The 22,133-nt window shown below is 70.0% G+C and carries 20 protein-coding genes, 1 tRNA gene and 3 pseudogenes; 14 read left to right on the forward strand and 10 right to left on the reverse strand.

The genetic code is table 11. The features are described 5' to 3' along the window. Window positions 1-10: 10 nt before the first annotated feature. Window positions 11-1,636, reverse strand: coding sequence for a ribosomal protection-like ABC-F family protein (gene abc-f, locus AW270_RS23495; RefSeq protein ID WP_061297370.1), 1,626 nt, complete (start codon window positions 1,634-1,636; stop codon window positions 11-13). 244 nt (window positions 1,637-1,880) lie between these two features. After that, the gene (locus AW270_RS23500) at window positions 1,881-2,741 is read right to left on the reverse strand and encodes an NmrA family NAD(P)-binding protein (protein WP_061297373.1); all 861 of its coding nucleotides are present in this window, start codon (window positions 2,739-2,741) and stop codon (window positions 1,881-1,883) included. Window positions 2,742-2,827: 86 nt separating this feature from the next. Between AW270_RS23500 and AW270_RS23505 the strand changes: the two genes are divergently transcribed. Together AW270_RS23505 and AW270_RS23510 are read left to right on the forward strand one after the other, a co-directional pair. After that, window positions 2,828-3,520 (forward strand): TetR/AcrR family transcriptional regulator, encoded by a 693-nt coding sequence (locus AW270_RS23505; RefSeq protein WP_061297376.1) that lies wholly within the window; start codon window positions 2,828-2,830, stop codon window positions 3,518-3,520. A 71-nt stretch (window positions 3,521-3,591) separates the two neighbouring features. Continuing rightward, window positions 3,592-3,930 (forward strand): hypothetical protein, encoded by a 339-nt coding sequence (locus AW270_RS23510; protein ID WP_061297378.1) that lies wholly within the window; start codon window positions 3,592-3,594, stop codon window positions 3,928-3,930. Here AW270_RS23510 and AW270_RS23515 read toward each other — a convergent pair. After that, window positions 3,927-5,033 carry an epoxide hydrolase family protein gene (locus AW270_RS23515; protein ID WP_061297615.1) on the reverse strand — a complete coding sequence of 369 codons (1,107 nt, stop codon included), beginning with the start codon at window positions 5,031-5,033 and terminating at the stop codon, window positions 3,927-3,929. The two genes, AW270_RS23510 and AW270_RS23515, sit on opposite strands and share 4 nt — an antisense overlap. 79 nt (window positions 5,034-5,112) lie before the next feature. Here AW270_RS23515 and AW270_RS23520 point away from each other — a divergent pair. Then, a pseudogene (locus tag AW270_RS23520) lies at window positions 5,113-6,000 on the forward strand (helix-turn-helix transcriptional regulator); the annotation flags it as partial. A 7-nt stretch (window positions 6,001-6,007) separates the two neighbouring features. Here AW270_RS23520 and AW270_RS23525 read toward each other — a convergent pair. Beyond that, window positions 6,008-6,763, reverse strand: coding sequence for a thermonuclease family protein (locus AW270_RS23525; RefSeq protein WP_061297380.1), 756 nt, complete (start codon window positions 6,761-6,763; stop codon window positions 6,008-6,010). Between the two features lie 304 nt (window positions 6,764-7,067). Here AW270_RS23525 and AW270_RS23530 point away from each other — a divergent pair, with 304 nt between their 5' ends. After that, window positions 7,068-7,634 (forward strand): hypothetical protein, encoded by a 567-nt coding sequence (locus AW270_RS23530; RefSeq protein ID WP_157522461.1) that lies wholly within the window; start codon window positions 7,068-7,070, stop codon window positions 7,632-7,634. Window positions 7,635-7,755: 121 nt separating this feature from the next. On the opposite strand, the gene AW270_RS23535 is transcribed toward AW270_RS23530, so the two are convergent. Next, window positions 7,756-9,474, reverse strand: a complete 1,719-nt coding sequence (locus AW270_RS23535) for a hypothetical protein (RefSeq protein ID WP_061297384.1) — start codon at window positions 9,472-9,474, stop codon at window positions 7,756-7,758. A gap of 570 nt (window positions 9,475-10,044) precedes the next feature. Further along, complete coding sequence (locus AW270_RS41855) at window positions 10,045-10,596, reverse strand: hypothetical protein (protein ID WP_061297387.1); 552 nt, start codon at window positions 10,594-10,596, stop codon at window positions 10,045-10,047. A 985-nt stretch (window positions 10,597-11,581) separates the two neighbouring features. Here AW270_RS41855 and AW270_RS23550 point away from each other — a divergent pair. Together AW270_RS23550 and AW270_RS42165 are read left to right on the forward strand one after the other, a co-directional pair. Further along, a complete protein-coding gene (locus AW270_RS23550; RefSeq protein ID WP_157522464.1) occupies window positions 11,582-11,941 on the forward strand; it encodes a hypothetical protein in 360 nt (119 codons plus the stop codon). A 469-nt stretch (window positions 11,942-12,410) separates the two neighbouring features. Further along, a pseudogene (locus tag AW270_RS42165) lies at window positions 12,411-12,566 on the forward strand (hypothetical protein); the annotation flags it as partial. Window positions 12,567-12,816: 250 nt separating this feature from the next. On the opposite strand, the gene AW270_RS23555 reads toward AW270_RS42165, so the two are convergent. Together AW270_RS23555 and AW270_RS23560 are read right to left on the reverse strand one after the other, a co-directional pair. After that, window positions 12,817-12,889, reverse strand: a tRNA-Ala gene (locus AW270_RS23555). 423 nt (window positions 12,890-13,312) lie between these two features. Beyond that, window positions 13,313-13,762 (reverse strand): rhodanese-like domain-containing protein, encoded by a 450-nt coding sequence (locus AW270_RS23560; RefSeq protein WP_061297393.1) that lies wholly within the window; start codon window positions 13,760-13,762, stop codon window positions 13,313-13,315. 70 nt (window positions 13,763-13,832) lie between these two features. Between AW270_RS23560 and AW270_RS23565 the strand changes: the two are divergent. Then, a pseudogene (locus AW270_RS23565) lies at window positions 13,833-14,750 on the forward strand (helix-turn-helix domain-containing protein); the annotation flags it as partial. Window positions 14,751-14,814: 64 nt separating this feature from the next. Next, the gene (locus AW270_RS42170) at window positions 14,815-14,994 is read left to right on the forward strand and encodes a DUF6203 family protein (RefSeq protein ID WP_369409000.1); all 180 of its coding nucleotides are present in this window, start codon (window positions 14,815-14,817) and stop codon (window positions 14,992-14,994) included. Here AW270_RS42170 and AW270_RS23570 read toward each other — a convergent pair. Continuing rightward, a complete protein-coding gene (locus AW270_RS23570; RefSeq protein WP_061297395.1) occupies window positions 14,948-15,292 on the reverse strand; it encodes an STAS domain-containing protein in 345 nt (114 codons plus the stop codon). The two genes, AW270_RS42170 and AW270_RS23570, sit on opposite strands and share 47 nt — an antisense overlap. 132 nt (window positions 15,293-15,424) lie before the next feature. Here AW270_RS23570 and AW270_RS23575 point away from each other — a divergent pair, with 132 nt between their 5' ends. From AW270_RS23575 to AW270_RS23600, 6 genes are read left to right on the forward strand one after another with little or no spacing between them, the layout of a single operon-like run. Further along, window positions 15,425-16,264, forward strand: coding sequence for an STAS domain-containing protein (locus AW270_RS23575; protein WP_061297397.1), 840 nt, complete (start codon window positions 15,425-15,427; stop codon window positions 16,262-16,264). Next, entirely contained in the window at window positions 16,264-16,626 is a 363-nt protein-coding gene (locus AW270_RS23580) for an STAS domain-containing protein (protein ID WP_061297399.1), read from the forward strand. The genes AW270_RS23575 and AW270_RS23580 overlap by 1 nt, the downstream gene beginning before the upstream one ends. Further along, window positions 16,623-17,021 carry an ATP-binding protein gene (locus AW270_RS23585; RefSeq protein ID WP_061297402.1) on the forward strand — a complete coding sequence of 133 codons (399 nt, stop codon included), beginning with the start codon at window positions 16,623-16,625 and terminating at the stop codon, window positions 17,019-17,021. The genes AW270_RS23580 and AW270_RS23585 overlap by 4 nt, the downstream gene beginning before the upstream one ends. Beyond that, window positions 17,009-17,971, forward strand: coding sequence for an ATP-binding protein (locus AW270_RS23590; protein ID WP_061297405.1), 963 nt, complete (start codon window positions 17,009-17,011; stop codon window positions 17,969-17,971). The genes AW270_RS23585 and AW270_RS23590 overlap by 13 nt, the downstream gene beginning before the upstream one ends. Then, the gene (locus tag AW270_RS23595; protein ID WP_061297407.1) at window positions 17,968-19,608 is read left to right on the forward strand and encodes an ATP-binding protein; all 1,641 of its coding nucleotides are present in this window, start codon (window positions 17,968-17,970) and stop codon (window positions 19,606-19,608) included. The genes AW270_RS23590 and AW270_RS23595 overlap by 4 nt, the downstream gene beginning before the upstream one ends. Continuing rightward, entirely contained in the window at window positions 19,601-21,142 is a 1,542-nt protein-coding gene (locus AW270_RS23600) for a SpoIIE family protein phosphatase (protein ID WP_061297409.1), read from the forward strand. Before AW270_RS23595 ends, AW270_RS23600 begins: the two co-directional genes overlap by 8 nt. Here the strand turns inward: AW270_RS23600 and AW270_RS23605 are convergent. Continuing rightward, on the reverse strand, window positions 21,097-22,086 hold the full coding sequence (locus tag AW270_RS23605) for a GlxA family transcriptional regulator (RefSeq protein WP_061297412.1): 990 nt from the start codon (window positions 22,084-22,086) through the stop codon (window positions 21,097-21,099). The two genes, AW270_RS23600 and AW270_RS23605, sit on opposite strands and share 46 nt — an antisense overlap. Window positions 22,087-22,133: the final 47 nt, after the last annotated feature.

Here is a 22,133-nt window from a genome sequence, read left to right on the forward strand (position 1 = left end):
GACGTGCGCGCTACGACGCGGACTCGTGCAGCACGCCGTCGGAGAGCCGCAGCCTGCGGTCCACCCCGATCTCGGTGAGGAACCGTTCGTCGTGGCTGACCACCACGAACGCGCCTTCATAGGCGCTGAGCGCGCTCTCCAATTGGGCGACGCTGACCAGGTCGAGGTTGTTGGTGGGTTCGTCCAGCAGCAGGAGCTGGGGCGCGGGTTCGGCGTACAGGACGCAGGCCAGGGTGGCGCGCAGGCGCTCGCCGCCCGACAGCGCGCCGACCGGGAGATGGATGCGGGAGCCGCGGAACAGGAAGCGGGCGAGCAGGTTCATCCGCTGCGCCTGGGGCATCCCGGGCGCGTACGCGGCCAGGTTGTCGGCCACGGTCTGGTCCAGGTCCAGCAGGTCGAGCCGTTGCGACAGGTAGGCGACCCGGCCGTCGGCCCTTCTGATCTCGCCGCCGTCCGGTTCCAGCTCGCCGCCGATCACCCGCAGCAGGGTGGACTTGCCGGCGCCGTTGGGGCCGGTGAGGGCGATCCGCTCGGGGCCCCGGATCGTCAGGTCGGCGCCCTCCCCGGCGAAGAGCGCGCGGTCGCCGTAGCTGACCCGCATCCCCGTGCCGAGGAACACCGTGCGCCCGGCCGGGACGTGGGTGCCGGGCAGCTCCAGGGTGATCCTCTGCTCGTCGCGCAGGGCGCGGCCCGCCTCGTCCAGCCGGGCCTTGGCCTGACCGACCCGGGCGGTGTGGGTCTCGTGGGCCCTCCCCGCCGACTCCTGGGCGTTGCGCTTCATCGTCCCGGCGAAGATCTTCGGCAGGCCGGCGCTCTTGAGGTTGCGGGCGGCGTTGCCGGCCCGGCGCTCGGCCCGCTCGCGGGCCTGCTGCAGCTCGCGCTTCTCCCGCTTGACCTCCTGTTCGGCGTTGCGGACGTTCTTCTCGGCGACCTCCCGCGCGGCGCGCACGGCCTCCTCGTACGCGGTGAAGTTCCCGCCGTGGAACCGGACCTCGCCCCGGTCGAGTTCGGCGATCCGGTCCATGCGGTCGAGCAGCGCCCGGTCGTGGCTGACCAGCAGCAGGCAGCCGGTCCAGTCGTCGAGCGCCTCGTAGAGCCGGTGGCGGGCGTCGAGGTCGAGGTTGTTGGTCGGTTCGTCGAGCAGCAGGACGTCGGGCCGTTTCAGCAGCTCGGCGGCCAGGCCGAGCGAGACGACCTGACCGCCGCTGAGGGTGCGCAGCGGCCGGTCGAGGGTGACCTCGCCCAGGCCCAGCCGGTCGAGCTGGGCGCGGGTGCGCTCCTCGATGTCCCAGTCGGTTCCGATCGTGGTGAAGTGCTCCTCGCTCGCGTCACCGGACTCGATGGCGTCCAGCGCCCTGACGACCTCGGCGATCCCGAGGACCTCCGCCACGGTCAGGTCGCGGGCGAGGGGCAGCGTCTGGGGCAGGTAGCCGAGCACCCCCTCCACCGTGACGGAGCCGGTGGAGGGTCGGAGCGCGCCGGCGATCAGCCTGAGCAGGGTGCTCTTGCCCGCGCCGTTGGGGGCCACCAGGCCGGTCCGGCCGGCCGGGACGGTGAACGAGAGCTCCTGGAACACCGGGGTGTCGTCGGGCCAGGAGAAGGACAGGTTGGAGCAGACGACGAACGCGTCGGACATGGCGAGAGACCTCATGGGTGAGGAGGGCGTGCGGAAGACGCCCGGCGGAGACGGGGAAAGGGTGGAACGACGACATGGCCACGGCGGCGTACGCCTGCCTGCGGCTCATGGCTTTCCGGTCTCAGCCGGAGATGTCGTCGTCAGCCACCATGTCTGGTCTCCTGGTCTCCGAGATGCCGACGTAGTCGGCGGCCATCATGGTGCCAAAGGCGTCAAACCTCGTCAACATGAATAGGGCCGCAGGTCAGGGCAGGTGCTCCCGCAGAACCGTCTCCATGGAGACGGGTGGGCGGCCGAGAAGGGCGGTCAGGGCGGGGTCGACGGCGGCGAACTCGCCGGCCCTGCTCGCGGCGAAGACGCCCAGCAACTGGGCCGCCGTCTCGGCGGGGACGCCATGGCCGACCAGCCCCGCCCGGAACTCCTCGTCGGAGGCGGCGGTCCTGGTGACGGCGCGGCCGGCGACCCGGGTGGCGAGCTCGGCGACGTCGCCGAGGGTGAGCGCCTCGGTCGCGGTGAGCGGCGGGGTGGGCCCCTCGAAGCGGCCCTCGTCGGCCAGGATCGCGGCGGCCGCCTCGGCGAGGTCGTCGTGGGCGGTCCAGCTCACCGGCCCGTCGGCGGGCAGGGCGATCTCCCCGCCGGTGGCCAGGACCGGATCGAGGAACCGCACCGCGCTACTGGCGTAGAACCCGTTGCGCAGTGAGGTGAACGGCACCCCGCAGGCGCGCAGCGCGTCTTCGGTCGCGGCGTGGTCGCGGCAGGCCTGGAAGCGGGACGACGCGCCGGCCCCCATGTGGCTGGTGTAGAGGACCCGGCGGGCCCCCGCCGCCACGGCCCCGTCGATGGCGGCCCGGTGCTGCCGCACGGCCGGTTCGCCCATCGCGTCGACGGAGACGACGAGCACCTGGGTGGCGCCCTCGAAGGCGTGGGCGAGCCCGCCGGGGTCGGTGAAGTCGCCCTGCCGCACCCGGACCCCCTGGTCGGCGAGGTCCCGCGCCTTCTTGGGGTCGCGGACGCTGACCCCGAGGTGGCTCGCCGGGACGCGGGTCAGCAGCCGCTCGACGATCCGGCGTCCGAGCAGACCGGTCGCTCCGGTGACGATGATCATGGTTCCTCCATGTGATTCCAGTGGAAACAGATTGATGTTAACACTGGAAATTATCGGTGGAACCAGAGGACTGGTAACGTCGATACATGTCACCTCGCGACCAGGAGCAGACCCGCCGGCGCGTCATCGAGGCCACGATCGAGCTGCTGACGCGCGAGGGCCGCGACGCGGTCACCACGCGCGCCGTCGCCGTGGCGGCCGGTCTCCAGCCGCCGGCCATCTACCGCCTCTTCGGCGACAAGGAAGGCCTGCTCGAGGCGGTCGCCGAGCACGGCTTCGCCACCTTCCTGGCGGGCAAGAACCTCGACCCCGGCCCGCACGGCCCCGTCGACGACCTGGAAGCGGGCTGGGACCTGGCCGTCGAGTTCGGCCTGGCCAACCCCGCGCTGTACGTGCTGATGTACGCCGACCCCGCCAGGCCGGCCTCCCCGGCGTTCACGGCGGGCATGGAGGTCCTGATGGGCCGCATCCGCCGCCTGGCCGCCGCCGGCTGGCTCCGCGTGGACGAGCACCTCGCCGCCGCGATCATCCACGCCACCGCGCGCGGGGCCGTGCTGACCTGGCTGTCCCTGCCCGAGGACCGGCGCGATCCGGCCCTGCTGACCACCCTCCGCGAGGCGATGCTCACCGCCGTCACCACCCGCGAACCGGCGACCCAGGAGGCCGGACCGGCCGGCGCCGCCCGCGCCCTGCGCGCCGCGCTGCCCGAGCAGACCGCCCTGAGCGAGGGCGAGCGGGGTCTGCTGGAGGAGTGGCTCGACCGCCTCACACATGAGTAGGGGCCTGCTCATGTGAAGAAGGCGGGTTCCCGCGAGTCTTGGTGCCACAGCGCCGACGGAGGGAACAGACCATGCCGCAGCACGTCCGCAAGTACTGGGGGCCGCTCAAGGGACGGGTCCCGCTCAACTTCAACTGGGGGGCGATCAACGCCAACTCGATCGTGCACGTCGCCGCCAGCGAGTACATCCCCGAGTCCGACCCCGACGCCCACGGCGGCTTCGCCGACGCCAACCATCAGCGGTTCATCGGCTCCGCCAACGTGACGGTCTCCAACATCGCCCCCCACGGCCCGCCCTGGGACGCCAACCTGGGCGTGACCTTCGTGGTCAACGTCGACTGGCCCCACCCCATCCCGATCGTCACCGACATCACCGTCTTCGACGAGGGCCCCCTGGAGATCCAGAACTAGCGGAGCCCCCGGAAGAAACCCCGGAGATCCTGGACGAGCAGGTCCGGCGCCAGGTGCGCCGCGTAGTGACCGGCGGGCTCCTCGTAGGAGTGCCACGACCGGATGTCCTTGTGGTCGCGCTCGGCGAAGGTGCGCATCGACACGAAGTCGCCCTTGAACATCGCCACCCCGATCGGCGCCGTGGTCGGCCCGGCCGGGGCCTCGGCTCGGGCGTCCTCGTAGTAGAAGCGGGTGGCCGAGGTGGCGGTGCCGGTCAGCCAGTAGAGCATGACGTTGGTGAGGACGAAGTCGGGGTCGAGATCCTCTCCCATGAGCTGGGCGTGCCAGCCGAGCAGACCGGCGGGGGAGTCGGTGATGGCGTAGGAGAGGGTCTGCGGCTGCTGCGAGTGCAGGATGTTGAACGACATCTTGTTGTCGCGGAACCACGAGAGGACCTTGAGCGCCTCCTGGTCCTCCGGGGTGATCCGCTCGAACTCCGCCGGGTCGCCCGACGGGAACGAGTAGATCTGCGTGACGTGCACGCCGACCACGTGGCCGGGGTCGATCCGGCCCTGCTCCGGCGCGACCATCGACCCGGCGTCGTTGCCGCCCGTGCCGTAGCGGTCGTAGCCCAGCCGCCGCATCAGCTCGGCCCACGCCCTCGCCGTGCGGAACCGGTTCCAGCCCCGCTCCCGGGTCGGGCCGGAGAACCCGAACCCCGGCAGCGACGGGATCACCAGGTGGAAGGCCTGCTCACCGGCCGGGGGGTCGGTGAGCGGCCCGATCACGTCCAGGAACTCCACGACGGAACCCGGCCAGCCGTGGGTCAGCAGCAGCGGCAGCGCGTCCTCATGCGGGGAGCGGACGTGGAAGAAGTGGATGTTCTGCCCGTCGATCTCGGTGGTGAACTGCGGGTGGGCGTTCAGCCTCGCCTCCCACGCGCGCCAGTCGTAGCCGTGCCGCCAGTGGCCGGCCAGCTTCTTCGTGTACGCCACCGGCACCCCGTAGTCCCAGCCGGTGCCGGGGATCTGGTCCGGCCAGCGGGTGGCGTCCAGCCGGCGGTGGAGATCGTCGAGCTCGGCCTGAGGGACGTCGATCAGGAAGGGGGTGATCTCTTCGCTCATGACCCCCACGCTACGGGGGCTTCCGGTCAGCCTCTGTCCGGAAGTGGTGGCAATGTGGCGTCCATGCTGGAAACCTCGGCGCCTGCGTGACCTCGGCTATCCCGTCCACGCGAGCCGGGGCACCGACGGCGGCTACCGCCTCGGCGCGGGCACCGCCATGCCTCCCCTGCTCCTCGACGACGAGGAGGCCGTCGCCGTCGCAGTCGGGCTGCGCACCGCCGTCGGCGGCTCGATCGCCGGCATCGAGGAGACCTCCGCCCGCGCCCTCACCAAACTGGAACAGGTGCTCCCGTCCCGCCTGCGGCACCGCGTCGACGCGCTGCGTTCCTCCACCGAACCCGTGCCCGCCGACCGCCCCGGCCCGACCGTCGACGCCGCCGTGCTGTCCACCCTCGCCACCGCCTGCCGCAACCGCGAGCGGCTGAGGTTCGACTACCGCGCCCACGACGGATCGAGCGCGCCGCGCGCCGTCGAACCCTGTCGAATCGTGTCGTGGGGCCGCCGCTGGTACCTCGTCGCCTGGGACGTCGACCGCGACGACTGGCGCACCTTCCGGGCCGACCGCATCACCCCGCGCACCCCCACCGGCCCCCGCTTCCCGCCCCGCGACCCACCCGAGGGCGGCGCCGCCGCCTACGTGGCCCGAGGCGTCTCCGCCGCGGCGTGGCGCCACCGCGCCCGCGTGGTCGTCCACGCCCCCGCTGACGTGGTGACCGAACGGATCAACCCGGCCGTCGGGGTCGTCGAGGCGATCGACGAGCACACGTGCGTGCTGGACACGGGCGCGGACACCGTTCACACGCTGGCGGTCCACCTGGGCCTGCTCGATGTCGACTTCGACGTGTCCGAACCCCCGGAACTGGTCGACCACCTGCGCGCTCTGGCCGCCCGCTTCACCCGCGCGACGCCGCCGCTCCGAGGGGCCGCCGAGACCGGCGCCAGAGCGAGCGGCACAAGCCGTCCCTAACCCGTGCTCAGCGTTCGCAGACGACACCGTCGTTGTCGCGGTCCTGGTACCACGCGTACTCGGGGTCGGTGCCCTTGTAGTAGGGGCCGTACCCGGCGGCGTTGGCCTTGGCGCACGTGTCGAACCGCGGGTCGGTGCCGCCGCCGCCCGAAGGCGTCGGCGAGGGGGTCGACGAGGACGTCGGGTCGGGCTTGGGCGTGCTGCCGCGCGTGGGCGTGGGCGAGGGGGTCGGCGACGGCTTGGGGGCGGTGGTCCCGGAGTCGCACGTGCCCGACCAGACACGCAGCCGCTCGGCCTTCGCCTTGGCCTGATCGGCGCGCATGGCCTTGATGTACTTGTCGTTGGGCTTGACCAGCACCGCCTTGGCGTATCCGCCCCGCACCAGGCTCCGGTTGACGAACGTCCCCGCCGCGTTCCACACGTAGAACAGATGGCGGCCCTGGGCGTCCTTGGCGGCCTTGTCCCGCAGGACATAAGCGCCCTTGCCGACGACCAGCAGCGCCGCCGTCCGAGCGGCCGCCGCCTTGGACCAGCAGGCGGGACGCTCGGGAGCGTCGATCTCCAGCAGTTCCACCCGCAGCGTCCGGCCCTTGTGGATGATGTCGACGGTGTCACCGTCGACGACCTTCTTGATCTTCACGGTGATCGCGGCCGCCGGGACCGGCTTGGGCCGCGCGGCGGCCGTGGCCGGAGCGACGGCGGCCAGGGGAGCGAGCAGGGCGGCACAGGCCAAGACGGCCATGGGGCGGGACAGGTGGGACACGGTGTTGCTCCAGAGGTAGAGGATGCGACCTCTCCATGGACGGCCGGTGTCCTTTGGCGGGTTACGCGACAACTGACGGCCAAACGGCCGACACCGCTTTTCCAGTGGCCGCCTCACCTCGATCGGGAGCGGCAACAGGCCGTTGTCGCGTCATCATCGGTCCGGCTTCCCATCAGCCTTCTCGGTTGATGGACGTCAGCGGCTTGTGGGATTCCAGCGACAAATCGGCCCGCAAGTCCTGGGTCCTCCGCCCTACTGATCTCCAGGATCGTTGAGCGGATTGGAGTCGGCTCGTCTGACGTTCGTGGCCAAGGACAACCGTGGAGCCGCAAGGCGAGGTCTTGACGGCCTGATCGCTCGCGTCGATGGCAGGGAGGCGCTTTGCACCGAATACGAGCAAAGGTGGCGTATCCCCTGCACAGAGGTCTGCTTCGATGGCTCCGTGACGGAGCGGAGAGCGCCACAGGCACTCCACCACTGGACATTCGGATGCGGAATCTCCGCGATCATCGCCATTGCGTGCGCGACGTTCGGGACCTTGCTTGACATCTACCTGGTCGGGCGGGCGGAGTATTACTGCCGGGGAGACCTGAACGCCGGTCAGAGCTTCGCCGACGCCGTTTGGTCCCTGAGCCGATTCGTGATCTTTCCGATCGTCTCGGTGGCGTCGGCGCTTGCCGCGCAGTCGTTCCACGTGCCCACCCGACTGCCAAAACTGGCCGGACGTTTATGGCCGACCGCCATTCTCCTCGCTCTCACCGTTCACAGCTCTTTCGCCGGCCCTGTGGCCATGATCGTTTACGACATGGCCACCAAGGGCACTCCGGGTGATTGCGTACTGCCATGGTGGCCATCATGGCTTCCCTCATAAGCCAGGGGCGCAGCGCCATCGTGGAACGTCACCGCGAACACGTTCAGCGTCCCCCGACCTGTGTGCGTCTGGCACTCACGCCCCGCCGTTTGTGACAGGCCAGTTTGGGCCTGACCGGATTTCAGGCCGTGGCGACGATTTCAGCCGCGTCTGAAGAATCCTCGCCGTTTCCCGCATCGGTGAGAGCGTGTCCCCGTCGTAGCAGCTCATGACGTTCGACATCCGGGATCGCCATCGACTCGGCGAGCACGGCGGCGAACGCGTCGATTCGAGCGCTGTCGATGTCAGTAGAGAAGAGCCATTGGATGTTCTCGTCGCGGGTGATGAGGTCGATCGCCGCGCGGGTGCTGCTGTCCGGTGAGGTCGCGACCCGGACGTATCGCACCCGGTCGATCGGGATGACCTGACTGATCTCGCCCTGCTCGAGAAAGGCGTTCGTCTGGCCCGTTATGATGCGGCGATCTGTGACGGCGACCAATGTCTTGGCCGCCGTCGCCCATATCCCTTTCACTCCGCCGAAGATCGCCGAAATGGTGTCGGGAGCATCGGGCTCATCGGGGAAACCCAGGACACGCAGGGTCTCACCGTCCTCGAGAAACCACTGCAGAATGCGCAGGTACGGTTCCAGAGCCAGCGAGTCGGATGCGCAGACGACGTCCGGAGCCTCGAGCGGAGGGGCCGGTGGATTGAGCGCGTCGGCAAGGGGCTCGATCGCCGCGAGGACGAGCGCAGAGGTCTGCCGAGCCGAATTCGCGTCCTTCCGCTTTCCCGGCAGTGGCAAAGTGGCGCGGCCGGGAAGCTCGACGATGATGCGTAACTCGCGCGTCAGCGAGTCGACGAGGCTCGCCGTCTCGGCTCGAATGGATTCGAGCTCCTTGCCGGTGCGGCGCGCGATGTCCTCGACGAGCCGAGCCTCCCCGGCGTCCTCGGTTCCGGCTGCCCTCGCCCGCGCGGCGTGGAGCGCCTGATAACCGATCCAGGCCTTGATGGACAACAGAAGCGCGTTGCTGTCGAAGACGATCGCCTCGGCGTTCGTCTCAAGATACTCACGGCGCCCACGCGAGCCGAGCCCGTGGATCTGCCGGATGTGTCCCCCGACGTTCAGGCGGTAGAGGTCGATCTGCTTGCGCAGGTCCGCCTTCTTGCCCGCGACGGTATCCCATAGGGACGTCGGGACCGACTCGACAGCTCCCGCCTGGTCGACCACATCGTCAACGGTGGCGACCAGCGCCGTCAGCTCGGCCCACTGCCCGTGGCGGATATCCGTGAGCACCTGGGTCGTCAGCGCGATATTGGTCCGGACGAGGCCTGTGATCTCATTCAACTGCATCTGAAGGGCGACCATGGCCAGCGCCGGTCCGATCGCGGACAGGGTCTGCACCGCGCTCATAGAAGCGATGGGAATGAGGCGGGCCTGACCGACGATGCGCCCCGAGGCCATCACCGCTCCGAGGTTCGCGCCGTCCTTGACGGCGAGCGTTCCGCCCGCCTTCAGCAGGGCCATCGTCGTGTCACTGAGCTTGTAAATTCCCTGCGCGCCGGCAATCGCGGTGCCGAAGTGACCGACCACGGTCGCCGCGTTGCCGATCGAGGCGAGAAGTGCGGAGATCTGTTCACGGTCGGCGACCGGCACGAGCCCGAAGTCGATCAGGCCGGGTTTGAGTTCCACGGGGACATCACCGAAGAGCACGGCAATCCCCGGGAGGACCTCCGCCAAGACCGTCGATGAATCGATGTCCGAATCGGATGTCGGACCGTGCGAAACAGGTAATCCGGTCGCATCGCTCTGACCGTTTTTCTCGGACTCAGCGAGTTCGGTCGTGTCCGAAGGGTCCTGCATGCGCTCTCCTACCGGCAAGGACGCACAACGGCCAGACGTCGTCGGCGTTCACCGCCGGAGTCTACGGCACTACACCTTGCGCTCCGAGACAAACAACGCCCCATCGCATGCCGCATTCCTCAGGGATTTACAGGAGGATGAAGTCCACGAACGAATGACCCAGCAACAGCTCGATGCTCTATCTCAAAATCCAAGCCGCCATCCAGGTATTGATCTCAGTGCATCACCAAGAAACCGCTCCCCACTCAACCCCGTCAGCTGGGTCGGGCGAGAAGCGGCCCTTCAGGGAGCGCGAGGGGGCGAAAGTCTCTTGTACCGGGGTTCGAGGGTGGTCCCTCCCGTGTCGGCAAACGGGAAATGGCCCGTGGAAGGTGCTCCGAAGGAGCCCAACCACGGGCCTCCCATTACCCGTGGAGCTGACGCTCAGCTATTCGAACTCGATCAGCCGGATCGAGATGCCTCATGAATGACGGCGTCTGACCCGGGCCGAAACACGTCCCGCTGCAGGTCGGGTCGCGCGGACACCGGGGCTGCGACGAGATCGGCCTGCAGCCTGGGGAACCTTCGGTGTTACGCGTCGCCCTCGCAGGTGGTCTCCTGCTCGGCCGTGCACAAATCGGTCCCCGGACCGCCGAAGACCTGGTCGAATCCGCCCTCGTCACCCATCAGGACGTCGTTGCCCCCGTTGCCGTCCATGAGGTCGTTGCCGCCCTCACCCGAGACGAGGTCCCGGGCCGAGCCGCCGTAGTAGAGATCGCCGTCCGGCCCGAGGAAGGCCTGGGTCGGGAGAGCGGTGTTGTTCCGCACCGTGTCGGCCCCCGGGTTGGTGCGCACCAGCATCTTGGTGATGCCCGCGCCGGCGCACCGGACCGTGCGGGGGTCGACGTTCGTACAGGTGACGCTGCCCGCGAAAATGGCGTCGTTAAAGTTCCTGACGACGAGGAAACCGTCTTCGACGTTGATGGAGATGTCGTCGCCGGCGAACCCCGCGCTGACGAACAACTGCCCGCCGGACGCCACCACATTGGTTGCGGCCATCGCGGGCGTGGCGCTGACGGCCGCGAGGGGGAGGGCGAGCAGAGCTCCCATGGCCAGCGCCCGGAGACCGTTCTTGATTGTCACGATTTTCCCTTCCTGGTGAGTGCGACGGTTGTCACGCCAGGAGTACAGCGGTGCCGTAACCGACGGAGTACGTCGAATTACCCAATGTGGAAAGGGGGAGCTCACCCGAAGATTCACACGACAGAGATCGTGCCTCCGATCACATCTTTTGCTAACAGTTCGTCTCGATCATGAGTGGACGCGATCCCGTCGCCCGCGTCCCGACTCAAGCCCGTGATCACCGCGGGAGCCGAAACGATGAACATGGTTCTCAGCAAGAAGTCCTGGTCCACGTGAGGTGGCTCCCTGTTCGGCTCCGCGCGCCCCAGTGGACCGGCCTCGGAAAAGAAGAGCTCGATGCTGTACGCCGCCACAGGCGATCAGAAGCGCCTGCCATCTCCAAGAAAGCCGGTCCTGCCAGACGCGAAGCGGCCAGGAGGAGCGCGAGGGGGCGAATCCCTCTCGTATCGGGGGTTCGGGGGGTTGTCCCCCCGTGTGGCAGAAATGGTGAATGGCCCGTGGCAGGCGCCCCAAAGGGGCGACAACCACGGGCCATTCATTCACCAGTGGAGCTAGCGCTCGTTTACTCGAACCCGGCAGCCCTCTTCGATCGACATCACCCCGCCACAACCGGGGCTGGAACGTCAGGACAGCAACTCGCGCTTGTCCCGCGACACCTACACAGCCGACACACTTCACCGGACTGACACAGCATGCACCAAGGGTCATTTGCCGGGGCGCTCTCGAAGGGAGAGCAGGGCCTGCACCCACCTGGTGAAATCGGCAGCAGGCATCACCTGACGACCAACGCCGCGACGCCACCGAGATCGAAGAGCCTCGAACGCTTACGATCGCTCCTTGCCGGTCGCATGCGCACGACCAGTTCACGTTCGGCGGTAACCGCCGCCGACCTTGATCGGAAGCATTACGGTTCACCATCATGAAACGAAGGTGGGGGTGCCTGACGGCCGCCCTGGTGCCACTGGCCGGCTTATTCTTCTTGATCATGATCCCTGTCTGGCACGACGACGCCCGTCTCGACGCCTTGTACCAACGGGCGATCAGCTACCCGAATCCACCGGATACACGCGAGTTACACCGCAGGCATGACGTGACTTCCGGCCCCCAAATGTGGGGGGGAAGCGGGGACTATTGTGAATATCGGGTGAGGATCACGCTGGTGACATCTTTGCCGCCGCAGGAAATCCGCGACTACTACGGCAAGGCCAAAATCGCAGGGGCCCAGCACGACGTGATGATCTCCCTTTACTTCGGGGATCCCGACGCCGGCCAGAGCCCGTTCATTGTCGAGTTCATCGATTCCTACCGCAATCCCTGGTCGTGGCTCTGCGGCGGCCTCGGCTAGCCCGCACCGACCCCTGCACCATCCACCACAGCGAAAGTCTCGTCGATGACGACCGTGACCGGCTCGCGACACCCGCGCTCTTATCATGTCCCTCGTGCCGCCCAACGCTGAGGCCTCAAGGGCCCGGCGGCGATACTTATCCGGTGGATGACGAATCTCTGGGGTGGGTCGTCTTCGACGGCGACACGGCGGGGCTCCGCGCCATGCTTCTCAGCGGCGCTGATCCCAATGTCGTGGACGACGGGACACCTCTCGTGGAACTCGCCGTCCGCTTCGGTCGGATTGGCGTTCTTCGAATCCTGGCCGAATTTGGGGCCACCCTCGATGTCCCGTCGCTGCTTCACAACGTCGTAGCAGGCCGAGAGCTACCAGACATGCTTCTCGTGCTCCTTGAACTGGGCGCAGACGTCACGCCCGTGACTCCGCTGGCTGGACGCCGCTTCATTTCGCCTCGGCTTATGGATACGAGGGCTCGGCCGGTGCGCTCCTCGATGCCGGTGCGGACATCACCGCGATCACACGTGAAGGACTCACCGCAGTTGAGATAGCCCAGCGGAACGGCCATGGCACACTCGCGTCCCTGCTCGTTCACAGAGCCTCGTATCCCGTCGTCCCACCCACATGAAGAGTCGAGCGAAGCGAGAGCATCCCGAGCGATAGCGAGGCCTTACCAGGGTGCGCGAGGGGCGGAGCCCTTCGCCAGGACCGGAGCGACAGCGACGCAGGGCCGCAGAGCGGCCAGGGGGAGCGCGAGGGGGCGAAAGCCCTCTCGTATCGGGGGGTTCGGGGGGTCGTCCCCCCGTGTGGCAGAAATGGTGAATGGCCCGTGGCAGGCGCCCCAAAGGGGCGACAACCACGGGCCATCCATTCACCAGTGGAGCTATGGGGACTCGAACCCCAGACCCCCTCCATGCCATGGAGGTGCGCTACCAGCTGCGCTATAGCCCCGAAGGTGTGAGAGAAGTCTATCGGACGAAGAGGGGTGCCCGTGACGGGGAAACCTCGCCACCGGGACTCCCGGTCGCCCTCAAGCCGGGCCCATCCCAAGTCCCGACCCGCATGCTCCACCCGTGCCCAGCGGACGCCGGCCCGGCAAACCCGCGAGGGGCACCGCCGCTGGGCCCCCACCCCGCAGACCGGAAGGCCCGAAGAGCCCCGCGGGGCCGGTGCCGCACTCCCGCGGGTCCCACCGGCCACCACCCCGAGCGAGAGCCCGTGGAAAGCCTCCAAGACCGACATCGCAGCACTGCTCCGCGAGCGCCAACCGCAGGACCCCGACGATGGTCACCATCAGACCTGGCCAAGAGCCGCCGGAGACGCCACGACCCCCATGCGCCCCTCACCGAACCCTGGGCAACGCTGACGAGCAGGTCAGGCCCCAGGAACCAGACACGTAGGCCCGGTCAACGCGTCCACCTCCCGCCGCGCCAGCGTCCCGTCGCCGAGTTCGACAGGCAGCCCCTCCCGGGCCCAGTACTCGAACCCGCCGATCATCTCCTTGACCCGGTACCCGAGCCGGGCGAAAGCCGCCCCTCCCTGGTGGGCCCCGTTGCACCCGGGCCCCCAGCAGTACACGACCACGACGACGTCGAACGGCAGCGTCGTGCCGTCGATCTCGCTGACGGGGATGTGGACGGCGCCGGGCACGTGCCCCTGGTCCCAGCTCTCCCGGCTCCGCACGTCGACGACGACGACCCCGGGGACGCCGGCGGCGAGGTCGCGGGCGACGTCGGACACGTCGGTCTCGACGGCCAGACGGGCCGTGAAGTGGGCGAGGGCGGTGGCGGGGGTGGCGGCGGGGTGCCGCAGGATCGCTGACATGCCCCCAGCCTGGCCCAAGGCGAAAGGCAGCAGGAGTGGCGGAAACGACCTGTTCCGCTAAGATTCCGCCATGCCGCACCGTGTCGCCGCCCTGGCCTTCGAGGGCATGGCCCCGTTCGAGCTCGGCTGTGTCGTCGAGATCTTCCGGGTCGCGCGGCCCGACGGCGTCGAGTGGTACGACCTGACCGTCTGCGCCGAGGCCGCCGGGCCGCTCGACGTGGTCGGCGGGTTCACCATGACCCCGTCCCGCGGTCTCGACGCCTTCGCCGAGGCGGACACGATCGTCATCCCGGGCGTCCGCGACGTCCGGAGCCCGGTCTCGCCGGCTGTGGTCGAGGCCATGAGAAGCGCGCACGCCAACGGCGCGCGGATCGTCTCGATCTGCTCGGGGGCCTTCGCGGTGGCCGCCACCGGGCTGCTCGACGGCCGGACCGCGACCACCCACTGGCGGTACGCCCCTCTGCTCGCCGCCCGCTTCCCGGAGGTGACCGTCACCCCCGACGTCCTGTACGTCGACCACGGCGACGTCCTGACCAGCGCGGGCAGCGCGGCGGGGCTCGACCTGCTGCTCCACGTGGTCAGGAGCGACCACGGGCCCACGGTCGCCAACACCGTCGCCCGCCGCCTCGTGATCGCGCCCCACCGGGCGGGCGGTCAGGCCCAGTTCATCGAGACGCCGGTCACCCCCACCGAGGAGGACGCCGTCGGCCGGGCGATGGAATGGGCGTTGACGCGGCTGGCCACACCGATCACGGTGCGTGAGATGGCCCGCCGGGCGGCCATGTCGGAACGGTCGTTCCTCCGCCACTTCGCCCGGAAGTCGGGTATGAGTCCGCTCAAATGGGTCATCGCGCAGCGGATCGCCGCCAGTCTCCCGCTCCTGGAGGGGACCGCGACCCCGGTCGAGGAGGTCGCCACGGTCTGCGGCTTCGACAGCCCGGTGACCTTCCGCCACCACTTCGCCCGCGCGATGAAGACCTCGCCCTCGGCGTATCGGCGGGCCTTCCAGGCGGCAGGTCTACCTGCGGTTATCCAGGGCAGAGACATCCGGCATGAAGCGAATCGTGCAACTCATCTTCACGCGATGGCTGGCCAGGACCCCGCTGGGGCTGGCCGTGCTGGGGGCCGGCTGGCTGGTCGGCAGGCGCCGGCGGAAGGCCCGCGAGGCCGAGCAGAACGCCAGGATCAGGCCGGGCCGCCGGCGACAGCCTCAGCGGGCGAGTCGTAGATAGGAATGTGGTCGGCGAGGCCGACCAGTTCCATCACCTTCCGTGGCGACGGCCGGGGCCCGCTCAGTGCGATGCTGCCACCTTCGGTCTGCGTATGGTGGAAGGCGTCGAGAAGCACCCGGATGCCGGCGCTGTCCATGAAAGTCATCTCGGCCAGGTCGAACACCAGGTGGGCCGAGATCTCCCTGGCCCGGACGACCGCCTCGTGCAGCTGCCCGGTGGTGGTGGCGTCGACGTCCCCGGCCACGGTGATCACGGCGTAGGCCCCGGACGAGGCCACGTGAACCCGGAGGTTGTCCATGATCTCCCTCTGTTCGTAACCGCATAAGACCTACCACAGGAGAGCCTCTATTCAGAAACATGTCGCAGTCCCGGCGACTTCTCTAGGGTGGGGGTCGCGAATAATGCGAATCCAGTACGACTTGGAGGGCATATGACCTCGGAACCCTTCGGTGACCTGATCGAGAGGTGCCGTGCGGCGGAGGACGACCTCGTCCGCCGTTGGCGTGCCGACGTGGCGGCGTCCCTGCGTGGGCGGATCTCGGAGGTCGAGCTCGACAAGGAGCTCCGTGACCTCCTCGACGCCGTGCTGTCGGCCGTTGGCTCCTCCCAGGGGGGCGACACCAAGTCGCCGGCCTACGGCGAGGTGCGGGCGCTGCTGGTCGACCTGTCCCGGGCCCGGGCCCTGCAGGGGTTCAGCCCGAGTGAGACGGCGATCAACGTCTTCACGCTGAAGCGGGCGGTGCGGGAGGTCGTGGGCGCGGGGGCGGAGTTCCAGCCGTTCTCCGACGTGATCGACGACCTCGGCCTGTTCACCTTCGAGACCTACGCGCGGGCGCGCGAGGAGGTGATCGCCCAGCAGGCCGAGCAGCTCCTGGAACTGGCCACGCCGGTGGTCAAGCTCTGGCCGGGCGTCGTCGCCCTGCCGCTGGTCGGCACGCTCGACTCGGCCCGCGCCCAGGTCGTCATGGAGAAGCTGCTGCAGACGCTGGTCGACACCGGCAGCGAGTACGCGATCATCGACATCACCGGCGTGCCGGCGGTCGACACCCAGGTCGCGCAGCACCTGCTGAAGACGATCGTGGCGGCCCGGCTGATGGGCGCCGAGTGCATCATCTCCGGCATCCGCCCGCAGATCGCGCAGACGATCGTCGCCCTCGGCATCGAGTTCGGCGACATCGCGACCAAGGCCACGCTCGCCGACGCCCTGATGCTGGCCCTGGGCCGCATCGGGGTCGACGTCGCCGCCGAGATGTCCAAGCGCGGCCTCTGATGGAGCGCCTGCCCATCCTGAAGATCGGCTCGATGCTGCTGGTCTCCATCCAGGTCGACCTCCGCGACGACATGGTCATCGCCCTTCAGGAGGACCTGGCCGACCGGATCGTCGAGACCGGCGCGCGCGGCGTGGTGATCGACATCACCGCGCTCGACATCGTCGACTCGTTCACCGGCCGGATGCTGGCGACCGTCGCGGCGCTGTCGCGGATCCTCGACGCCGAGACGGTGGTCGTGGGCATGCGCCCGGCGGTCGCGATCACCCTCGTCGAGCTGGGCCTGTCGCTCGACGGGATCAAGACGGCCCTCAACGTGGAGCGCGGGATGCGCCTGCTGAGCCTCGGCGGCGCGGCGACATGAGCGCCCAGGAACTCGCGATCGCGGGCGACGCCGACGTGGTGCGGGTGCGCCAGGCGGTGCGCGCGGCGGCCGTGTCGGCGAAGCTGTCGCTGGTCGACCAGACCAAGCTCGTCACCGCGGCCAGCGAACTGGCCCGCAACACCCTCACCTACGGCGGGGGCGGCGGCGCGGTCGTCGAAGAGGTGTTCAACGGGCTGCGCAAGGGCGTGAAGGCGATCTTCCACGACAAGGGGCCGGGCATCGCCGACCTCCAGCTCGCGCTGACCGACGGATACACCAGCGGCTCCGGCATGGGCCTCGGGCTCGGCGGGGCCCGGCGGCTGGTCGACGAGTTCACGATCGACACCGCCCCCGGCGACGGAACCACCGTGACGGTGGTCAAGTGGGCCCGCTGACCGAGAGCTGGTTCGACGTCACCGAGGAGAGCGCGGTGGGGGCGGTCCGCCGTGCGGCGGTCGACCGGGGCCGGGCGGCCGGGCTGCCCGAGGCCCGGCTCGCGGAGGTCGCCATCGTCGCGGCCGAGCTGGCCGCCAACGTGCAGCGTCACGCGGGCAGCGGCCGGGTCGCGGTCCGCCGGGGCGAGGGGCACGTCGAGATCGTGGCCATCGACTCGGGGCCGGGCTTCGAGCCGCCGCCCGTCGAGGGGCTGTCGAGCCGGGGCGGCCTGGGCATCGGCCTGGGGGCGATCCGCCGCCTCTCCGACTGGTCCGACGTCTACTCGCGGCCGGGGCTCGGCACGGTCTTCGCCGTCCGGATCGGGCCCTCCGACGCCCTCGACATCGCCGGGCTCACCCGGCCGATGCCGGGGGAGAGCGTGGGCGGTGACGGCTACGCCTGCCGTACCGACGGAGGGAAGATCACGCTGATGGTCTGCGACGGGCTCGGGCACGGCCCGCTGGCCGCATCGGCGGCGCAGGCGGCGATCCGGGCCTTCGAGGACGCCCCCGCCGGGCCGCCCGCGCAGCTGGTCAAGCAGGTCCACAGCGAGATCTCCCACACCCGGGGCGTGGCCCTGGCCGTCGCCCAGGCCGACGGGACCACGCTCACCTTCGCCGGGCTCGGCAACATCGCGGCGACCGTCGTCGATCGGGGCGACCACCGGGGGCTGGTCTCGCTCCCGGGCATCGCCGGGCACCGGGCGGCGTCCATCCGGCAGTACGACTATCCCCTCGCCCCCGGGGCACTGATCGTCATGCACTCCGACGGCCTGCGTCAGCGATGGACGTTCGGCGACTACCCGGGCCTGTACATGCGCAGGTCGCTGGTGATCGCCGGCGCCCTGCTGCGCGACCTCGGGGTCCGTCGTGACGACGCCGGGGTGCTGGTCGCCAGGATGCCGTCATGACCTCGGATGAGCTCCTGTCGATGGAGGTCCTGGGTGAGGGCGACGTGTTCACGCTGCGGCAGCACACCCGCGCGGTGGCCGGCGCGGTGGGGCTGGAGCAGCAGGACCAGGTGCGCCTGGCGACCGCGCTCAGCGAGGTCGGCCGGGAGGTGCTCACCCAGGCGGGCGGGGCGCGGATCGCCTTCACGATCGACGGCTCACTACGGGTGCGGGTGCGCGGCTACGGGCCGATCAACCCCGCCGCCCCGGGCTTCGCGGCGGCCGCCCGGCTGGTCGACGCGCTCACACGCGAGGGGGAGGACGTCATCCTGAGCAAAGGGCTGCCCCCTGGGCGCTACACCGGCCAGTGGCTCCGCGACCTGCGCGCCCACCTGGCCGGTCTGGCCAGGACGAGCCCGCTCGACGAGCTGCGCGCCCAGAACCAGGACCTGATGGCCGCGCTGGAGGACGTCCAGGCCCAGCGCGACGAGCTGGAGGAGACCAACCGGGGCGTGATGGCCCTCTACACCCAGCTCTCCGAGGAGCTCGAACGGACCAACCAGGGGGTCGTGGCCCTCTACGCAGAGCTGGAGGACAAGTCGGCCCGGCTGCGTGAGGCCAGCGAGGCCAAGACCCGGTTCCTGGCCAACGTCAGCCACGAGCTGCGCGCCCCGGCCAGCTCGATCCTGGGCCTGGCCCGCATGCTGCTGGACCTCGGCGAGCCGCTCGACGACGACAAGCGCCACCAGGCCGAACTGATCCGCGAGTCGGGCCGCGACCTGCTCAACCTCGTCAACGAGCTGCTCGACCTGGCCAAGGCCGAGTCGGGCCGCCTCGAACCCGAGGTCGTCGACGTCTCGCTGCGGAGCCTGCTGCGCAGACTCAGGGAGACGCTGCGGCCGATGGCCCGCGAGGGCGTCGCGCTCGTCGTCGAGGACCCCGACGACGTGGAGATCCTGCAGACCGACGAGGTGATGCTCACCCACGTGCTGCGCAACCTGCTCACCAACGGCCTGAAGTTCACCGAGCGCGGCGAGGTGAGGGTCAGCGCCCACGCCGACGGCGACCACGTGGTGCTGCGGGTCGCCGACACCGGCATCGGCATCCCCGCCGACGAACTGGAACGGATCTTCGAGGAGTTCCACCAGGTCAGAGGCCCCATGCAGACGTCGGTGGCGGGAACCGGGCTGGGCCTGCCCTACGCCCGGAGCCTGGTCGCCATCCTCGGCGGCGAGATGTCGGTGCGGAGCGTGGTGGGGGAGGGCACGGTCTTCGAGGTGCGCCTCCCGCGCCTCGACCGCATCCACCTGGGCCGGGTGGTCATCGCCGACGACGACCCCGCGTTCCGGACCATGATGCGGGGTCTCCTGCACGGCGTCGCCGACGAGATCGAGGACGCCGCCGACGGCTACGCCGCCCTCGACGCCGTCCGGCGGGTCCACCCCGACCTGCTCCTGCTCGACCTGCGCATGCCGGGCGTGACCGGCGAGGAGGTCATCGGGGAACTGCGCGCCGACCCCGAGACCGCCGCCATCCCCGTCATCGTGGTCAGTTCGGCCGACACGGGCGGGATCGACGGCGTGGCGCTGGACAAGTCCCGCCTGACCCGCGGGGAGCTGCTCCGGGCGGTCGGCGAGATCGGAAAACGTGATGCCTGAACGAATCCTCGTCGTCGACGACATCAGCGCCAACCGCTACGTCATCTCCAGCTGGCTCCAGCACTCGGGCTACGCGGTCGTCGAGGCGGCCACGGGCGCCGAGGCGCTGATCCGGGTCAAGGAGGAGCTGCCCGACCTGGTGCTGCTCGACGTGCGCATGCCCGACATGGACGGCTTCGAGGTCTGTGAGCGGATCAAGGCCGACCCGGTCAGCGCGTCCTTGCCGGTGATCCACCTGACCGCGTCGGCGGTCGGGGTGGGCGACCGGACCCAGGGCCTGGAGCGGGGCGCCGACGCCTACCTCATCGAGCCGGTCGAGCCCGAGGTGCTGCTGGCGACGGTCCACGCGACCCTGCGGTACGCCCGCGCCCGGCGCCGGGCCGAGCGGCTCGCCGGGCGGCTGGCCGGGCTGTCGGACACCACGCTGGCCATCAACATGGCCGGTGACCTCGACGGGCTGCTGCGGGCGGCGGCCGACGGCGCGTCCCGCATGTTCGGCGGGCCGGCGACCGTGTTCGCGCCGACCGAGTCGGGGAGCCGCTACGCCCTCTGCGATCCCGACGGGATGGTCACGGGGGACGTGCCGCTGCTGGATCCCGGCGCGGTGCCGCGCGGGCCGACGATCCGCACCACACCCGGGGCCGACTGGATCAGGGTGGTGGCGCCGTCGGTGGCCGGGAAGGAGCTGACGGTCGCGCTGGCCCGGGTGCAGGGACGCCCGCCGGTCGGGGTGCTGGTGGAGGCGGCGCTGGCGTTCGGCGACGACGACGCCAACGTGCTGCGCCAGCTCTCGATGGGGGTGGCGCTGGCCGTCGAGGCGCTGCGGCTGATCGACGAGGAGCGGCGGATCGCGCTGACCCTCCAGCGCGCGCTGCTGCCCCGGTCGCTGCCCCTGGTCGAGGGCGTGGAGCTGGCCGCCCGGTACGTCCCGGCCAGCGCGAAGGCCGAGATCGGCGGCGACTTCTACGAGGTCATCGAGCTCGGCGACAGGCTGCTGGTGGCCATCGGCGACGTGATGGGCCACTCGCTGCACGCCGCCACCGTGATGGCCGAGATCCGGCACGCCGTGCGCGCCTACGCCAGCGAGGGCCATCCGCTCGACGAGATCCTGCGGCAGGTCAACATCCTGATGCTGCGGTTCCTGCCGCGCGAGCTGGCCACGGTGGCGCTGCTGCTGCTCGACCCGGCCACCGGCGAGATCGTGATGTGCAACGCGGGGCACCTGCCGCCGCTGCTGATATCGAGGGGACGTACCGAATATCTGAGCATGCCCGGACCACTGCTCGGCGCCCGCCTCCACCGGCCCGGCGAGGCGCGGTTCACGCTCGGCCCGGGCGACACGCTGGTGCTGGTCACCGACGGCCTGGTGGAGCGGCGCGACCTGACCCTCCAGGAGGGCATGGCCCGGCTCCAGGAACTGTCGAGGGCCGTCGACGGCACGCTTGAGGACTACTGCGACCGGGTGATCGACGCGATGATGCGCCCCGATCACGAGGACGACGTCGCGCTGGTGGTGCTCCGCAGGGCGGCCTGAGGCCGGAAGGTCTGCCGGTAGGCGATGGGGGAGACGCCGACCGCGGCGTGCAGGTGCTGGCGCAGGGACACGGCGGTGCCGAACCCGGCCTGCCGGGCCACCTGGTCGACCGGCAGGCCGGTCGTCTCCAGGAGCTGGCGGGCGTGCTCGACGCGCTGGCGGTTCAGCCAGCGGGCGGGGGACAGGCCGGTCTCCTCGCGGAAGCGCCGGGTGAAGGTCCGCACGCTCATCCGGGCGTGCGCGGCCAGCGCGTTGAGGTCGAGCGGCTCGGCCAGCCGCGACAGCATCCACGCGCGGGTCGACTCGGTCGAGGCGCCCTGGGCGGGCGGCAGCGGCCGTTCGATGAACTGGGCCTGGCCGCCCTCCCGGAACGGCGCGGTCACGCAGCGGCGGGCCACCTTGTTGGCGACCTCGGTGCCGAAGTCCGACCGGATGATGTGGAGCGCCAGGTCGGTGCCGGCCGCGACGCCCGCCGAGGTGAGGATGTCGCCGTCGTCGACGAACAGCACGTCGGGGTTGAGCAGCACGCGGGGGTGGAGCCGCCGGAACCTGGCGGCGTTGCGCCAGTGGGTGGTCGCCGGGCGGCCGTCGAGGAGCCCGGCGGCGGCCAGCACGAACGCGCCCGTGCAGATCGACACGATCCGGCCCCGGAAGGCCCGCAGGGCCGCCGCGACGTCCGGATCGAGGGACCCCTCGAACGGCGCACCGCCGTGCACGCCCGGGACGACCACCGTGTCGGCCCACTCCAGCAGGGACAGGTCGTGGTCGGGCACGATCGAATATCCGGCCGCGCAGCGGACCGGGAGCCCGCCGGGCGTGCAGGTCCGCACGTCGTAGAGCGCGCGCCGGTCGGCGTCCTCGGCGATGTGGAAGAACTGGCCGGGGATGCCGACGTCCATGGTCGCGAAGTCGTCGAGCACCAGCATGGCCATCCGATGGGGCATGGCCCGATTCTTTCACATATTGGCTTACCGGCCACTGGTGGGGTATC

The organism is Herbidospora cretacea (genome assembly GCF_001570605.1).
In the GTDB taxonomy this organism is placed as follows: Bacteria; Actinomycetota; Actinomycetes; order Streptosporangiales; family Streptosporangiaceae; genus Herbidospora; species Herbidospora cretacea.

What these genes read in the sequence shown, in the direction of transcription:
- AW270_RS23500 (WP_061297373.1), bottom strand. Translation starts at nt 2,741, where the DNA reads ATGATCATCGTCACCGGAGCGACCGGTCTGCTCGGACGCCGGATCGTC.
- AW270_RS23560 (WP_061297393.1), bottom strand. Translation starts at nt 13,762, where the DNA reads ATGTCAGCGATCCTGCGGCACCCCGCCGCCACCCCCGCCACCGCCCTC.
- abc-f (WP_061297370.1), bottom strand. Translation starts at nt 1,636, where the DNA reads ATGTCCGACGCGTTCGTCGTCTGCTCCAACCTGTCCTTCTCCTGGCCC.
- AW270_RS23580 (WP_061297399.1), top strand. Translation starts at nt 16,264, where the DNA reads ATGGAGCGCCTGCCCATCCTGAAGATCGGCTCGATGCTGCTGGTCTCC.
- AW270_RS23550 (WP_157522464.1), top strand. Translation starts at nt 11,582, where the DNA reads ATGATCCCTGTCTGGCACGACGACGCCCGTCTCGACGCCTTGTACCAA.
- AW270_RS23585 (WP_061297402.1), top strand. Translation starts at nt 16,623, where the DNA reads ATGAGCGCCCAGGAACTCGCGATCGCGGGCGACGCCGACGTGGTGCGG.
- AW270_RS23515 (WP_061297615.1), bottom strand. Translation starts at nt 5,033, where the DNA reads ATGAGCGAAGAGATCACCCCCTTCCTGATCGACGTCCCTCAGGCCGAG.
- AW270_RS23535 (WP_061297384.1), bottom strand. Translation starts at nt 9,474, where the DNA reads ATGCAGGACCCTTCGGACACGACCGAACTCGCTGAGTCCGAGAAAAAC.
- AW270_RS42170 (WP_369409000.1), top strand. Translation starts at nt 14,815, where the DNA reads ATGAAGCGAATCGTGCAACTCATCTTCACGCGATGGCTGGCCAGGACC.
- AW270_RS23570 (WP_061297395.1), bottom strand. Translation starts at nt 15,292, where the DNA reads ATGGACAACCTCCGGGTTCACGTGGCCTCGTCCGGGGCCTACGCCGTG.
- AW270_RS23600 (WP_061297409.1), top strand. Translation starts at nt 19,601, where the DNA reads ATGCCTGAACGAATCCTCGTCGTCGACGACATCAGCGCCAACCGCTAC.
- AW270_RS23605 (WP_061297412.1), bottom strand. Translation starts at nt 22,086, where the DNA reads ATGCCCCATCGGATGGCCATGCTGGTGCTCGACGACTTCGCGACCATG.
- AW270_RS23505 (WP_061297376.1), top strand. Translation starts at nt 2,828, where the DNA reads ATGTCACCTCGCGACCAGGAGCAGACCCGCCGGCGCGTCATCGAGGCC.
- AW270_RS23575 (WP_061297397.1), top strand. Translation starts at nt 15,425, where the DNA reads ATGACCTCGGAACCCTTCGGTGACCTGATCGAGAGGTGCCGTGCGGCG.
- AW270_RS23510 (WP_061297378.1), top strand. Translation starts at nt 3,592, where the DNA reads ATGCCGCAGCACGTCCGCAAGTACTGGGGGCCGCTCAAGGGACGGGTC.
- AW270_RS23595 (WP_061297407.1), top strand. Translation starts at nt 17,968, where the DNA reads ATGACCTCGGATGAGCTCCTGTCGATGGAGGTCCTGGGTGAGGGCGAC.